8 protein-coding genes, 1 tRNA gene and 3 pseudogenes are annotated in these 14,521 nt (G+C 61.5%); 6 read left to right on the top strand and 6 right to left on the bottom strand.

The window, feature by feature from the left end; genetic code table 11:
- Window positions 1–519: 519 nt before the first annotated feature.
- The 3 genes and pseudogenes from ACZ415_RS02870 to ACZ415_RS02880 all read right to left on the bottom strand — a co-directional run bounded on the left by ACZ415_RS02870 (window position 520) and on the right by ACZ415_RS02880 (window position 3,545).
- A protein-coding gene (locus ACZ415_RS02870; RefSeq protein ID WP_344701704.1) for an IS3 family transposase occupies window positions 520–2,087 on the bottom strand; the annotation gives its coding sequence in 2 pieces (ribosomal slippage) (window positions 520–1,622 and window positions 1,622–2,087; 1,569 coding nt in all).
- A gap of 78 nt (window positions 2,088–2,165) precedes the next feature.
- Window positions 2,166–2,246: pseudogene (locus ACZ415_RS02875) on the bottom strand (transposase); the annotation flags it as partial.
- Window positions 2,247–2,336: 90 nt separating this feature from the next.
- A pseudogene (locus tag ACZ415_RS02880) lies at window positions 2,337–3,545 on the bottom strand (IS3 family transposase).
- Window positions 3,546–4,190: 645 nt separating this feature from the next.
- On the opposite strand from ACZ415_RS02880, the gene ACZ415_RS02885 reads away from it, so the two are divergent.
- Window positions 4,191–4,266 (top strand) — tRNA-Ser (locus tag ACZ415_RS02885).
- Here the strand turns inward: ACZ415_RS02885 and ACZ415_RS02890 are convergent.
- Together ACZ415_RS02890 and ACZ415_RS02895 are read right to left on the bottom strand one after the other, a co-directional pair.
- A pseudogene (locus tag ACZ415_RS02890) lies at window positions 4,242–4,739 on the bottom strand (beta-keto acid cleavage family enzyme); the annotation flags it as partial. The gene ACZ415_RS02885 and the pseudogene ACZ415_RS02890 overlap by 25 nt on opposite strands.
- Before the next feature lie 93 nt (window positions 4,740–4,832).
- Window positions 4,833–6,212: an NAD-dependent succinate-semialdehyde dehydrogenase gene (locus tag ACZ415_RS02895; RefSeq protein WP_344701708.1), complete on the bottom strand. Its 1,380-nt coding sequence runs from the start codon at window positions 6,210–6,212 to the stop codon at window positions 4,833–4,835.
- A gap of 314 nt (window positions 6,213–6,526) precedes the next feature.
- On the opposite strand from ACZ415_RS02895, the gene ACZ415_RS02900 reads away from it, so the two are divergent.
- Window positions 6,527–8,074, top strand: coding sequence for a BCCT family transporter (locus ACZ415_RS02900; RefSeq protein ID WP_344701710.1), 1,548 nt, complete (start codon window positions 6,527–6,529; stop codon window positions 8,072–8,074).
- A 45-nt stretch (window positions 8,075–8,119) separates the two neighbouring features.
- Here ACZ415_RS02900 and ACZ415_RS02905 read toward each other — a convergent pair whose 3' ends face one another.
- Window positions 8,120–8,428: a monooxygenase gene (locus ACZ415_RS02905; RefSeq protein ID WP_344701712.1), complete on the bottom strand. Its 309-nt coding sequence runs from the start codon at window positions 8,426–8,428 to the stop codon at window positions 8,120–8,122.
- 251 nt (window positions 8,429–8,679) lie between these two features.
- On the opposite strand from ACZ415_RS02905, the gene ACZ415_RS02910 reads away from it, so the two are divergent.
- The 4 genes from ACZ415_RS02910 (at window position 8,680) to torA (ending at window position 14,501) form a co-directional block, all read left to right on the top strand.
- Complete coding sequence (locus tag ACZ415_RS02910; RefSeq protein ID WP_344701714.1) at window positions 8,680–9,333, top strand: transglycosylase SLT domain-containing protein; 654 nt, start codon at window positions 8,680–8,682, stop codon at window positions 9,331–9,333.
- 361 nt (window positions 9,334–9,694) lie between these two features.
- Window positions 9,695–11,368, top strand: a complete 1,674-nt coding sequence (locus ACZ415_RS02915) for a c-type cytochrome (protein ID WP_344701716.1) — start codon at window positions 9,695–9,697, stop codon at window positions 11,366–11,368.
- The gene (locus ACZ415_RS02920) at window positions 11,365–12,018 is read left to right on the top strand and encodes a TorD/DmsD family molecular chaperone (RefSeq protein WP_344701718.1); all 654 of its coding nucleotides are present in this window, start codon (window positions 11,365–11,367) and stop codon (window positions 12,016–12,018) included. The genes ACZ415_RS02915 and ACZ415_RS02920 overlap by 4 nt, the downstream gene beginning before the upstream one ends.
- Window positions 12,015–14,501 (top strand): trimethylamine-N-oxide reductase TorA, encoded by a 2,487-nt coding sequence (gene torA, locus ACZ415_RS02925; protein WP_344701720.1) that lies wholly within the window; start codon window positions 12,015–12,017, stop codon window positions 14,499–14,501. The genes ACZ415_RS02920 and torA overlap by 4 nt, the downstream gene beginning before the upstream one ends.
- Window positions 14,502–14,521 lie beyond the last annotated feature (20 nt).

The following is a 14,521-nucleotide window of genomic DNA, read 5'->3' on the forward strand; positions in this document are numbered from 1 at the left end:
GTGGATCTCTCTGATATTCGTGGGTTGGTTACCGACCTGTCATCACTTCGTCGCGGAGCTGCCCTGGTCTACGATCGAGGGTCACCTTACCCCGGAGGGTAGGGCTTCATAGGAGGCACTGGGGTTCTCCTACCGGCCCAACGCTCCCTGAGCCATAAACACGAGAAGCGCATGGTTAAGCTGTCGCCCGACTGCCGTGGGGCTGCCCATGGCTTCGCAGGCGATGGCCCACAAGAAGCCCGCCAACTCGCGAACGACCGCCGTAGTCACCTGCTGTTTGGCCTTGCCCGTGGCGGCTAACCGGCGATAACGCCCCCACAGACGTTTCTGTGCCTCCCAGGCGCACCGGGGACGTTCGCTCGGCACGTTGTTGGATAATGCGGGTTTTACGTGCCGGGTAGTGATAGCTCCAGTCCGACTCCACCAACAGGAGTCTATGTGACCGTTGCCCGCCTTGTCGACGACTGCCGCCGCTGGAGTGCCGGTAGATGTCAAGCAAGTTGTCGTGTCTGATCATTGTCACGCCGCCTGTTTTTCTGGTTCAGCCAGCGTGACCTGGGGTTCCCGCTCCGGATTGAGCGAGACGGTTTCAATGGGTGTCCAGTTGCGAGTCTTTCCGCTCCAGCGCGACGGGTTGGCCTGCCGGGCCGCCAGGTTCAGCGCGTGACGCCGCGTCAGGATGGCCTTGTCCTGACGAGCATGGCGCTCGGCCGGTGTCACGAAGCGGATGCCGCTGTGGCGGTGCTCATGGTTGTACCAGTGGACGAAGCCATGCACCCATTGCCGTGCCTCAGCGACGCTGGCAAAGCCGTCCACCGGGTAATCCGGCCGGTACTTGCAGGTACGGAACGCCGCCTCGGAGTAGGGGTTGTCGTTACTGACCCGTGGCCGGCTGTAGGACGGCGTGATGTTGAGGTCGTGCAGCTTCTCCAGCAGTGTGGCGCCCTTGAACGGGCTGCCGTTGTCGGCATGTAGCACCAGCGGCTGGTTGACCACCTTCTCGGCCAGCACGGCCCGCTCGATGACGGTGCGCGAGTTGAGCTCTGACTCGGCCAGGAAGACCTCCCAGCCAACGATCTTGCGGCTGAAGATATCGAGGATCATCACCAGGTAATAATGCTCACCCTTGATCGGCCCACCGAGCCAGGTGCAATCCCAGGACCAGGTCTGATTAGGGCCGGTTGCAAGGTAGGTCGTGGGCCTGGCGTGGTGCCTCGGCGCTCTGGCACGCCCGCGGGGGACGACCTCGTGATGCCGTCGCAATACCCGGTAGAACGTCGATACCGAGGCGATGTAGCGGCTTTCTTCGTCCAGCAGCCGCACGACGATCTGGTCGGGTGGCAGGCTGGCGAATGCCGGCCGGTGGCACACGTCGAGGATCTCCTGCTCCTCAACGGCCGTCAGGGCATTGGCGGGCACCGGCCGTTCGGCAAAAGGGCGCTGATCCTCCTGGAGGCCACCGTCACGCGTCCAACGTTGATACGTACGGGCGGTGAGCCCCAGCGCACGACAGGCAGGCTCGAGACGAGCGCCGTTGGCGCGGGCTTCGTCGATCAGCTCGACAGCATGTTGGCGATCCGGGCCGCTGATCATTCGTCCTCGCCCCCCCAGATCGCCCTCGCCTTTTTTCTCAGGGCCAGCAGCGCAGCGGTTTCGGCCAGAGCCTCGTTCTTGCGGGCCAACTCCTTCTCCAGCTGCTTGATGCGCTTGCGCTGTTGCCTGGCTTCATCGGCCTCACGCTGGCGTTCGGTATGCGACAGGCTGGCTGCCTGCTCACAGTCATGGCGCCACCGCTCCAACTGCTCGGGGTACAGGCCACGACGCCGGCCGTATTCGGCGATCTCCTCGGCATTCATCGCAGCAGACTCGACCACGGCAGTGAACTTGTCTCGAGAGGACCAGCCGTCAGCGCCCTTGCCCAGGGCATCCGGCAGGCAACGGCCTTCGGCACGGGCCTCCTTGCGCCACTTGTAGACGGTAGCCACTGAGATGCCTTCCTGTTCCGCCACCTCGTGCGGGGTCAGGTTGTGGGGTGGCAGCAGCTTGGCCACCACGGCTTGTCGGCGTTCCTCGGAGTAGCGAGGCATGAGCGTCTCCTTTTGCCCCCTGATCGGTTTATAAGAACAGGGTACCAGAGGGCACGACACTCATCCTGACACTGGGGGGTGCTCACTGGGCACCAAGCCCAGGTAGGCCATCAGCTGTCGCGGTGAGTCAAAGCGGCTGATGTCGCCCAGCTCGGCCACACAGTCATGTAACGCTACTGAAGAGTACTTGTGCCTGCGACCGATTTCTTGAGCACGCCCGCATAAACTTCCAGCGTCTTGCTGTAGTGGTCAATTAATTCCGGACAGTACGTTAAGTTTTTCCTCAGTTACCACGGGCGATATCTCACCGTTGAAGGCATGAGGACGCTGTCGGTTGTAATAGCCCATCAGATAGTCACCAATATCCTGACGAGTCGTGTGCAGCGCCGTATAACCCAGCGCAGGTATCCATTCCGTTTTCAGACTGCGGAACAGGAGCTCCATCGGGGCGTTGATGCTCCTATGTCAAAGCACGGCACCGGCAGCCTGTAAATCCTTGATGATGGGCGGATAGAGCTCACGAACAATGTAGCGCTTGAGACACCGGTGGATCTCAGCAGTTGCCACGACGGCTCATGCTTTGCTGCATGCGATAATGCCATAGCCGCTGAAGGAACGACCGGCTGGCATACTGGCTACCCTGATCCGGGTGGAACATGACACCGTCCGGTTTGCCGCGCGATGTCCAGGCATGATCCAACGCCTTGATGACCAGCCCACCACACGTCGTGCATACAGATCCATGACCACCGCCAGATAGCTCCATTGCTGCCCTGTCCAGATGTAAGTGATATCGCCACACCAGGCACGGTCGGGGCGACTAACTGTAAACTCCCGAGCCAGCAAGTTGGGAAAATCCGGCTTTTCCACCGTTGCCGTCCAATAGGCATATGGCCCTGGCTGTCTGGAGGCAAGGCCAAGCTCACGCATCAGACGACGCACTTTGAAGCGTCCGTTGGAGATGCCGACCTGATTGAGTAACACCTTGATCGTGTGGCTACCGGCTGAGTCTCGACTCTGGGTAAACACGCGACGAACCATCGCTCTCAGGGACAGTCGATTGGCATCGATGTTTTGCCGCCGCTGGCGGTAGTCGTAGTAGCTTGAGCGACTGACATTGAACGCATCACAGACCATGGAAACCGGCATTTGCTCACTCAACTGGTCTATTAGCGCGTACGATTCATTCCGTCCTACATCAAGAGAGCGGTAGCTTTTTTTAGTATGTTTTTCTCCTGCTCCAGCCGCTGGCAGCGGGCTTCCTACTCCTGAATACGCTGTTGTTCCGGGGTCAATGTTCTGGAGGCCGGTGTAATACCACCGCGCTCATCGCCGCAACGTATTTTCGCCAACATCCAGAGAGCGGTTGGCTGCCGCTATCGAATAGCCTTGATCCAGCACCAGGATAGCAGCTTCCTGCTTGAATTCCGTGGAAAAGGAACGTCGTTTTCTGGTCATGAGACACCTCGTTCAGGGTGGCAAGCTTACCACCCAAGTGAGTGTCCGGTTTCATTAGACCAATACACCGGGGAGTCCGCAGACGAACGGTATGGTAGAGCGGTTTAACGGCCGCATCAGCGACGTGCTGATTATCACCCTGTCAGCCGGCCATATACCTATGGCCAGTTACTTGCGCACGGTGGCAGCAGCGGCCGATAGCTATCAAGCTGGGCTTGCAGACTGTCCATGCTTCGTCTATTTTCACCCGCCGGCATAGCTGGTGGCTTCTTGTGACGTTCCGATTAAGCACCTCGACTGTGTACGAAAGCTAGCCCGCAGACTGCGAGCTGGCCATTCAAAAACAGATATCAATCTGCCGGGCGACAGGCCGAAGCGCAACGAATGGCTACCGCTGGAATCACGTCACCATTTTTTTTGGTGCGACGATATCGCTTCCCTCAAAAAACAGCTTGGCCAAGGGTCAAAAGTGTCCGGAAATCGGACACGCCCAAATCACATTATGTGCCACGCTGTGTCCAGCCGTATGGCGAAGGGTGGCGTTAATCGGTGCTGCATACGGTTCTTAAAAAAGGTAGTTTTTACAAAAATTTATTATAAGCAGTTGATAAATGGATGTTTTCAGGTTTTCAGAAACTACCTCGGAACAAAATAGAGCTCAGTAAAATTGGGAAAGACCGGCCTCCGAAGCCGAGGGTCGCAGGTTCGAATCCTGCTCTTGACGCCGGCAGCCTGCACCAGGCGGGCATGCTCGCGCAGCCAGTCGGCGGTGTTGATGTAGACCATGTCGGCAAAGTTGAGGCTGCCGCAGTCCAGGGTGCAGAGTTCCGGCAGCAGCTCGCCCACCGGCTCGTGGCGCTGGGCCGGGGTCTGGATGTCGGTGCCGGGGCCGCCGCGGGTGGGGTCGTTGGGATCCGGGGTCCAGTCGCCGCCGCCGCCGGCGGTGATGTTCATGACAATGTCGGTATCCGCCTCGCGGACCCGCTCCATCACCTCGCGGAAGTGGTCGGTGGAGTGGCTGATACCGCCGGTTTCCGGGTCGCGGACGTGGATGTGCGCCACGCTGGCACCGGCGCGAGCGGCCTCGATGCAGCTGTCGGCGATCTGTTGGGGCGTTACCGGTACGTTGGGATTCTTACCGGTGGTGTCGCCGGCGCCGGTAACGGCGCAGGTGAGGATGACATTGCGGTTCATGGGGACCTCTTGGCAAAACGTTGATGCCAGTGTCCCCTGTCCAGGTTATAACAAAAGTGCAAAAAGCGACGTTAATTTGTCGAAAAGCGTCGCTTATTGGTCCGCAATCATCACGGATTTGACGTTGACGAACTCTTTCATGCCGAAACCGCCGTGCTCACGGCCGTAGCCGCTGTCTTTAACACCGCCGAAGGGCAGCTGCGGCTGGGCGATGTTGTAGCCGTTGACGTTGACCATGCCGGTATCGAACAGGTTGCGCGCGATGTCGACGGCGCGCTTTTCGTCTCTGGAGAAAATGCCGCCGCCCAGGCCGTAGCGGGAATCGTTGGCCACGCGGATGGCCTCGGCTTCGTCTTTCACGCGAATCAGGGAGGCCACCGGACCGAACAGCTCTTCGTCATAGGCGGGCATGCCGGGTTTCACGTCTTCCAGCACGGTGCTGGGGTAGAAATAACCCGGGCCGTCGGGAATCTCGCCGCCAAATACGCAGGTCGCCCCGGCGTCCACGGAGCGCTTGACCAGGTCGTGCAGGGTGTCGCGCAGGTCTTCCCGGGCAATCGGGCCGAGCTGGGTATTTGCGTCGGTGGGGTCGCCGTATTCGATCTGGCGCATCTTCTCGACGAACTTGTCACGGAACTGCTGATAGACCGAATCCACCACGATAAAGCGCTTGGCCGCCACGCAGGTCTGGCCGTTGTTGTAGATGCGCCCCTGTGCGCAGATTTCCGCTGCCTGGTCGATGTCGGCGTCGTCCAGCACCAAAAAGGCGTCGTTGCTGCCCAGCTCCAGCACGGATTTTTTCAGGCACTCGCCGGCCTTGGCGGCCACGGCGCTGCCGGCGCGCGGGCTGCCGGTCAGCGTGACGCCGCGCACGTATTCGTGCTCGATGAGCGGGTTGACCTGATCCGCGTCGATCAGCAGGTTGCGAAACACGTTGTCCGGTAGGCCAGCCGCGCAAAAGAGCTTTTCAATCGCCACCGCCGAGCCCCAGACGTTGGGGGCGTGCTTGAGCAGCACGGTGTTGCCCGCCATGATGTTGGCGATGCTGTAGCGTATGACCTGATAAAACGGGAAGTTCCAGGGCTGAATGCCCAAAATCACGCCCGTGGGCTGGTAGCTGACCAGGGCTCGGCCGCCTTGCAGCTCGCGCTCTTCATCCGCCAGCTCTTTCCCTGCGTTATCGGCGCTGTATTCGCAGATGGCCGCGCACAGTTCGATCTCGCCGCCGCCCTGGGCAATCGGCTTGCCCATTTCCCGGGTCATCAGAGCGACGTACTCCTCCTTGTTGGCCCGCAGCCGCCGGGCGATTTCGCGCAGGATGTGGCCGCGCTCTTCAAGGCTGGTTTTGCGCCATTCAAGGAAGGCCTGGTGTGAGTCACGAACCGCTTGCAGCGCCTGTTCGTCGCTGAGCATTTCATAGGTGGCGATGGGCTCGCCGGTGGCCGGGTTGATGGTTTGATGTGTCTTTGCCATGTCGTCCTCCCTTGTGGATGGTCGAGCGCGTAGCGGCGACGCAAACGATGCATCGGCGGCGCGCCGGGCTACCCCCAACGTCTGCCCTTTCAAGCGCTATTTCAAGCCGCCCCCCCAAATCTTGCCGCCGTGTTTCACCGGCCTGATGTATTCTGCCGGTCTGATATATTCTGTTGGTCTGATATATTCTGTTGGTCTGATATATTCTGTTGGTCTGATATAGTATTCGGACGCCGGCGCCATGCTCTGTGCCCTGTGCTTTTTGAAACAGGCGATTGGCGCGCAACACGCTCGCTTTACGGAAGCCCGATACCATGCCATCGCTCAAGAAAATGAGCCTGTTTATCACCTCCGCCACCGTTATTGCCCTGCTGCTGCTGTGGGTAGGCTGGCAGGGTGACGTGGCAGCGGCGCTGTTCTCCCGCCTGCAGGACACCATGGCAAGCTCTACCGGCTGGCTGCTCATCCTCATCATGAACGCGGTGCTGCTGTTTTCCCTGTATCTGCTGTTTACGCCGCTGGCTCGGATTCGCCTGGGCGGGCCTGACGCACGCCCCGAGTTCAGCCGCCTTGACTGGTTTGGCATGCTGTTTGCTGCCGGCATGGGCATCGGGCTTTTGTTCTACAGCGTGTCCGAGCCGCTGCAGCACTACGCTTCATTTGGCCCGTACCTGGATAGCGATGCCGCAACCGCCCAGGTGTCTATGGAGATGACGTTTTTGCACTGGGGGCTGCACCCTTGGGGCATCTACGCGCTGGTCGGGCTGACGCTGGCGTTTTTTCACTATAACACCGGTCACAGGCTCAGCTTTGAGGCGCCGCTGCGTGAGCTTTTGCCCCCCGCCTGGGCGCGCCGGGTGGGCTGGGTGGCCAATATGGCCGCGGTGATCGGTACGATTTTTGGCATCACCACCTCTCTCGGGCTCGGTGCCAGCCAGGCCAGCGCCGGCATCGCTGAGCTCACCGGGCTGGACGCCAGCCTGGGGCTCAACCTTGGCGTGATCGGCGTGGTGTGCGCACTTGCCATGGTCAGCGTGCTCAGCGGGCTGGGTAACGGGGTTCGTCTACTCAGCAAGCTCAACTTGATCATCGCGGCAGGCCTGATGCTGTTTGTACTGTTTGCCGGCCAGCCGCTTTTCATTTTCAAGGCGCTGGGTGAGCATCTGGGCACCTATATAAACGACCTGCCTAAGCTGTCTACGTGGAATGAAACCTACACCGGCACCCAATGGCAGTCGCAGTGGACGATTTTCTACTGGAGCTGGTGGATTTCCTGGTCGCCGTTTGTGGGCATGTTCATCGCTCAGGTATCCCGGGGCCGGACCATTCGCGAGTACCTGCTTGGCGTACTGTTTGTCCCGACGCTGTTCAACTTTCTGTGGATGACGGTGTTTGGCAGCAACGCGCTGTTTTTGGAGCTTTTCGAAAATGCCGGCTTTGCCGAGATCGTCACCGTTGCCCCCAACGAGAGCCTTTATCGCCTGCTCGACTATCTCCCGTTCAGCACCTTTACCACGGGCGTGGCCGTGCTGGTGGTGCTGATATTTTTCGTCACCTCGGCCGACTCCGGCGCGCTGGTGGTCTCAACGCTTACCTCAAACGGTAACGCCCCCAGCTGGCGGCAGCGCTTCTTTTGGGTCGCGGCGGTGGGGCTGGTGACCGCCTTTCTACTGCGCGCCGGCGGGCTGGATGCGCTTCAGTCGGCGGCCATTGCCAGCGGGCTGCCGTTTGGTCTGCTGCTGCTGACGTTCATCCCGGCGCTGCGTATTGCCCTGCGCCGCCCCTATGTGCGCCCCGATGACCACGCTACGCCACCGCGCGATGCAGCGGCGAACAAGCCGGTAGACGACCCCCGCAACTGATGCAGCGGGCCCACCCGGCCTGCTTTCCAGCCGGGTGATCGCCGCCTACCGGCCGAGCGGCCCACCGTTGATGCGTGACAAAGGCTCGTTGACCTCAAAGATCTGCGCTTCGATACCGGCAATGCCCATCTCGCCAAGGCGCGCGCTGTGCTTTGCAAGGTAGGCCTCGGCACTGGCCGTATCATCGAAAAGATACACCCCGCCGGCCTGGCAGCGCTCAGGAGACTGCGTCCAGAGTTTCCAGCGCAGGCCGGGCTCTTCGTTGATGCTGGCGGCGAGTTCGGCCATCATCTCGTGCATGGCCTCGCCAAAGGGGCCGTTAAAGGGAAAGTACACGTGCAGCATGGCAGGCATGGTCAGCTCCGATTCGGTAACGTGTGTTCATTACAAATCGCCTCTAAAGGCGTCCGATTAAAAATCCGCCGTCAAAGACGATGAGCGCGTAGCGCGGCGGGCAGGGAGTGTCAGCGTTTTCAACGCCCGTCTTGAGTGCTTTGGTCTATTATAAGCATCCTAACCTATTATAAGCACTCTGGTCTGTTTGCAGGCCTTTGAACATACCCGGCCTGCAAGCGAGTGCGCTGCAAAAAAGGAGCTTTACGACCATGCAATCCCGCTGCCGTCCGGCATCGCTTTTAAAGACGGTCAGCGTGCCGGCGCTGGCCGCCCTGCTGACCGGCTGTGCCATGCTGGCGCCGGCGCCGCCGCCCAACCAGCAAAATATCTGCGAGATCTTTCGCGAACAGCCCGACTGGTACGACTACGCCCGAGACGCGCAGGCGAAATGGGGCACACCTATCGCCACGCAGATGGCATTTATCCAGCGCGAGTCCAGCTTTCGCAGCCATGTAAAACCGCCGCGAAGGCGGCTGCTGGGCTTTATTCCCTGGACGCGCCCCTCGTCGGCCTACGGCTACGCGCAGGCTCAGGACCCGGTCTGGGGAGAATACAAAGACGACGCCGGGCGCCTTTTTGCACGCCGCACCCACATGAAGCACGCCACCGACTTCATCGGTTGGTACAACGCCCGCACGCACCGCATGACAGGGCTCTCCCTTCATAACCCCGAGCATCTGTATCTGGCCTATCACGAAGGACAGGGCGGCTATCAGCGCGGCTCCTATCGGCGCAAGCCGGCGGTCCGTCAAGCGGCCCGTCAGGTATCGCGCAGCGCCTCACGCTATCAGCGTCAGCTGGCGGCCTGCGAGGCAGAGTTTCGGTGCGACGGCCTGCTGGAGTTCTGGCCTTTCTGCCGATAGCGGCTCATGCACACCGCGCGGGCCGCTCTCAGCTAACATAAAAGAAACTGATAATAAAACATATATAAAAAGCATCTTTTACTTTTCGGATTGTTTTACTGAATACGTATAGTAAAACGGCACCGTTGACGCGCATCAACCAAAGTGCAGTTTATGGGGCATCGCACCTGCCGCCAGCATCGTAATTTATTAAGATACTATTATATACTGTTTCATAAATACGTAAAAACTCGTACCGTCTATTAAGAAAATACAACAATAGCCGATTTTTCAAGTTCGATTATTCGAGCTGTGTATTGCGTAAAGACGCGTATTGCGTAAGCGACGCGCAACCGTCTTGCGCCAACCAAGGGAGCATGCCATGCCAAGCAAAGGCAAAAAAATTTCCGTGACGGTGGTGGCACTTGCCGCCGTCGGCGTCGCCGGATTCCTCGTCCTCACCTCCCCCTGGATGTGGTCGGCGACACACGACATTCCCGATATTGAAAGCGCCAAGGGCGAGGCCGATCTCGACAACGGCCGGCGCATTTTCGTCGCCTCCGACTGCGCCACCTGCCACGCCACCACCGGCCAAGAGAGCGACGAACAGCTGGGCGGCGGCATGGTGCTGGATACCGCCTTCGGCAAGTTTCACATGCCCAACATTTCGCCCGATCCGGAGCACGGCATCGGCGGCTGGAGCCTGGCCGAGTTTGACCGCGCACTGCGCGAAGGCGTCGGCCCCGGCGGCCCCTGGCCCGACGGCAAAAACCTGTATCCGGCGTTTCCCTACACGTCCTATGTGCGCATGGCGCCGGAAGACGTACGTGACCTCTACGCCTACATGATGGCGCTTCCGGAAAGCGACAAGGTCGTGCCCGACCACGAGCTCAAGTTCCCCTACAACCTGCGCCGGGGCATCGGTGTCTGGCGGCTTGCCTTTCTTAACGACAAAAGCACCCAAGAGATCGGCGTAAGCACGGACAGCCTGCCGGAAGGGGTGGACCACGAGCAGTTCGAGAAGGGCCGCTACCTGGTGGAAAGCGCCGGCCACTGCGTTGAATGCCACTCGCCGCGCACCTTCATGGGTAACGTACCCGGCGACATGCGCTACGCCGGCGGCGAAAACCCCGAAGGCACCGGCTACTTCCCCAACATCACCCCGGACGAAACCGGCATCGGCTTTTGGTCGGCCGCCTCCATTGCCAACTACCTGCATACCGGCATTAGCCCCATCGGCCGCAAGGCCGGCGGCGACATGGCAGAAGTGATCGAAAACACCTCCCAGCTCCCCTGGGAAGACGTGCAGGCCATGGCCGTTTACCTGAACCACCTGCCGGCCATTGATAATCCGGCGCCGGGCATGCCTGAACCCAACCGCACCGAAGAAGTGGTGATGCTCGATAACGTGGTGGACAACCGCCCGCCGCTGCCCACCAGCAAGCCGCAGAAAATCGACGTGGGCGAGCGCATCTACGTTGCCGGCACCAAGTCGCTGTACCTTTCTGCAGACGCCTCCCGCGGTGAAAACGAAGACGGCAAGCTTCTTGGCGGCGCCTCGCTTGAAGTGTTGGATCGCAAAGACGACAGGCTCAAGTTCGAGATCACAGGCTGGCAGCCGGCCAACTCCCCCATGGTGATCTATCAGGAAAAAGGCCAGCGGGTCATCATGGCCGCCCTTGGCGACGACGCCATTGAGGCCACCCAGCGCGGCGAAACCGAAACCGATCCTGACACCGATCAGCTATGGCGCCCGGTGACGCTGCAGGCCTGGTCTGACGTCGGCGACGTGAACGTTGACCTCGATGCGCTCTGGAGCTACAGCAAAAACGCCTACCAGACCAGCTGCTCGTCCTGCCATACGCTGCCGGCGAAGGAGCACTACACGGCCAACCAGTGGGTCGGTACGCTCAAGTCCATGGAGCGCTTCACCACCTTCAGCGACGACGAATACCGCCTGATCCTTGCCTACCTGCAAAACCACTCAAGCGATCTGTCGCCCGACCAAACCGGCAAGCCGGTGCCCAAGCACGCCAGCGAAGGAGTGCCGCAATGAGCCGCGAAGCCGACATCGCCACGCTGATGGCCGCGGCAGACTGGCTTGGCGGGGCCTTTGCCGCCCCGCCCGACGCAGAATGGGTTGAAGCCAACGCCGCCCCGGCCGGGCGCGATGCGCGGGCGCAAATCGGTGAGCGGCTGCGCGCCCAAGAAACGGCCCGGGCCATTGACCGGGCCCTTACCCGGGAAGCCCCCGCAGCGCTTGCCGTCACGCTGCAGCGTCGCTATACGGCGCTGTTCGAGGGCATCTTTCCGCCCAGCGCCGTGCTGCCCTACGAAAGCGCCTGGCAGCCGGGCACCGATGGCACGGTGCTCGGCGGCACGCCGGTGGCCGAGATGGAAGCCACCCTGCGCGCCCTTGACCGGCACGTCAGCGGCGCGTACCGCGAGCCGGCGGACCACCTGTCCGTTGAACTTGCCGCCCTTGCCATGGCCCTGGGCGAGAGCCAGACCGCCCTCGCCCGGGCCATGACCCGCCGGCTTCAGGGCTGGGTGCCGGCCTTTTGCGCGGCGCTGTCCCGCCAGGACGCCGACGGCTTTTACGCCGCCGCCGGCGATTTAGTGCTTGCCCTGATCGGTGAGTCTGCCGCTGCGCTTGAGGGAGAAGAAGCGATAGCGACCGAACGAATTGAAGGAGAGTCCGCATGAGTACCAAGTTTTCCGACGCTTCCGTCAGCGCCTTCTCCCGGCGCCGTTTTCTCCAGGGCTCTGCCGCCACCGCGGCACTGGGCTCTCTGCCGTTTTCGATGTCGCTGCTAAGCCGCGGCGCCTGGGCCCAAAGCGGCCGGCAGGCCATTCTTTCGGGCAGCCACTGGGGGGCTTTCAAGGGCATCGTCGAAGACGGCCGCGCCATCGAATTCAAGCCCTGGGCCAAAGACCCCCACCCCACCCCGATGCTGGCAGGCGTGCGCGATTCGATCTATTCCGCCTCGCGCATCCGCTACCCGATGGTGCGCCGCGCCTGGCTGGAGCAGGGACCGGGGGCCGACCCGGACAGCCGCGGCGACGGCGACTTCGTCCGCGTTACCTGGGAAGAAGCGGTTGACCTGGTCGCCAGGGAAATTACCCGGGTGCGCGACACCTACGGCCAGCAGGCGGTGTACGGCGGCTCCTACGGCTGGAAAAGCCCCGGCAAGCTGCACAACTGCAAAACGCTTTTGCGGCGCATGTTGAACCTGACCGGCGGCTTTACTTCAAGCATCGGTGACTACTCCACCGGGGCGGCCCAGGTGATTTTGCCCTACGTCAGCGGCTCCATCGAAGTCTACGAGCAGTGCACCACCTATCCGGTGCTCGCCGAGCATACCGAGCTGATGGTGTACTGGGGCTGCGATCCGCGCAACAACTCCCAGATCTCCTGGCAGATCGCCGACCACGGGGCCTTCGAGGGCATGGAGGCGCTCAAGAAAGCCGGCGTCAAGGCTATTTCCATCGACCCGCTGATGACCCAGACCTGCGAGTACCTGGACGGCGAATGGATCGCCCCCAAGCCGCAGACAGACGTGCCGCTGATGCTGGGCATTGCCCATACGCTGTACAGCGAAGACCTCCACGATCAGGCCTTTCTCGACCGCTATACCAGCGGCTTTGACAAGTTCCTCCCCTACCTGACCGGCGAGACCGACGGCCAGCCCAAGGATGCCGACTGGGCGGCGGAGATCTGCGGCCTTGAGGCGGACACCATTCGCGATCTGGCCCGGCGCTTTGCCGGCCACCGCACGATGCTGGCGCTGGGCTATTCCATGCAGCGCCAGCACCACGGCGAGCAGTCCACCTGGATGCTGGTCACCCTGGCCTGCATGCTCGGCCAGATCGGCCTGCCCGGCGGCGGCTACGGCCTTAGCTATCACTATTCGTCCGGCGGCGCACCGACTCACGAAAGCCCGATTCTCAAGGCCATCGGCGATGCCGCCGGCGGCGGTGACGGCGGCTCTGTCGACGAGTCCGGCAGCGATATCATGATCCCGGTGGCGCGTTTCGTCGAAACCCTGCTCAACCCCGGCGAGACCATGCAGTTCAACGGCAGCGAGATTGAGCTTCCGCTGGTCAAGCTGGCCTACTGGGCAGGCGGCAACCCCTTTGCCCACCACCAGGACCGCAACGAGATGCTCCGCGCCTGGCGGGAGCTGGACACCTTTATCGTGCACGACTTCCAGTGGACCGCCACCGCGCGGCACGCGGATATCGTTTTGCCCACCACCACCTCCTACGAGCGCAACGACATCGAGCAGCTCGGCGACTACGCCCTGAGCCATGTCGTGGCGATGAAAAAGATCGTCGAGCCGCAGTTCGAGGCGCGCAACGACTTCGACATTTTCGCCGCCATTGCCGACAAGATGGGCAAGGGCTACGAGTTTACCGAAGGCCGCACCGAGATGGACTGGATTCGCGGATTCTACGAAGGCGCCAAGATCGAGGCCCGCGCCAAGGGCATGGAAATGCCGGTCTTTGACGTGTTCTGGGACTCCAACGAGCCGCTGGCTTTCCCGTTAAAGGACGAACAGAAATACTTCGTCAGGCACGAAGCCTTCCGCGAAGACCCGATCCTCAACGCCCTGGGCACCGCCACCGGCAAGTTCGAGATCTACTCCCGCGCCGTCGCCGAGTACGGCTACGACGACTGCCCGCCGCATCCGACCTGGCTTGAGCCCATCGAGCGGCTTGACGGCCCCACCACCCGCTACCCGCTGAGCATTGCCAGCAACCACCCCCGCGGGCGTTTGCACTCGCAAATCTGCGGCACCTCCTTCCGCGAGACCTACGCGGTGCAGGGGCGCGAGCCCTGCTGGCTCAACCCTCGGGATGCCAGCGCGCGCGACATCAAGGATGGCGACGTTGTGCGCGTGTTCAACGATCGCGGGCAGCTGCTCGCCGGCGCGGTGGTCACCGAAGACATCATGCCCGGCGTCATCCGCGTGCAGGAAGGCGGCTGGTTCGACCCGGTCACTCCCCGCAATATCGGCAGCCTGTGCAGCTACGGCGACGTCAACGTGCTGACGCCGGGCATTGCCACCTCCAAGCTGGCCCAGGCCAACTGCGGGCAGACCGGGGTCGCCGACGTTGAGAAATTTACCGGTGACCTGCCCGAGGTCACGGTATTTTCCCAGCCGGCACCGCGCAACGCCGGCTGACGCGAACCGGCACAGCGCGT

The sequence above is a fragment of the Halomonas cibimaris genome, assembly GCF_055379665.1.

Bases quoted from the DNA above. Each gene is read 5' to 3' on its own strand.
- ACZ415_RS02895 (WP_344701708.1), bottom strand. From the start codon at position 6,212: ATGGCAAAGACACATCAAACCATCAACCCGGCCACCGGCGAGCCCATC.
- ACZ415_RS02900 (WP_344701710.1), top strand. From the start codon at position 6,527: ATGCCATCGCTCAAGAAAATGAGCCTGTTTATCACCTCCGCCACCGTT.
- ACZ415_RS02905 (WP_344701712.1), bottom strand. From the start codon at position 8,428: ATGCCTGCCATGCTGCACGTGTACTTTCCCTTTAACGGCCCCTTTGGC.
- ACZ415_RS02910 (WP_344701714.1), top strand. From the start codon at position 8,680: ATGCAATCCCGCTGCCGTCCGGCATCGCTTTTAAAGACGGTCAGCGTG.
- ACZ415_RS02915 (WP_344701716.1), top strand. From the start codon at position 9,695: ATGCCAAGCAAAGGCAAAAAAATTTCCGTGACGGTGGTGGCACTTGCC.
- ACZ415_RS02920 (WP_344701718.1), top strand. From the start codon at position 11,365: ATGAGCCGCGAAGCCGACATCGCCACGCTGATGGCCGCGGCAGACTGG.
- torA (WP_344701720.1), top strand. From the start codon at position 12,015: ATGAGTACCAAGTTTTCCGACGCTTCCGTCAGCGCCTTCTCCCGGCGC.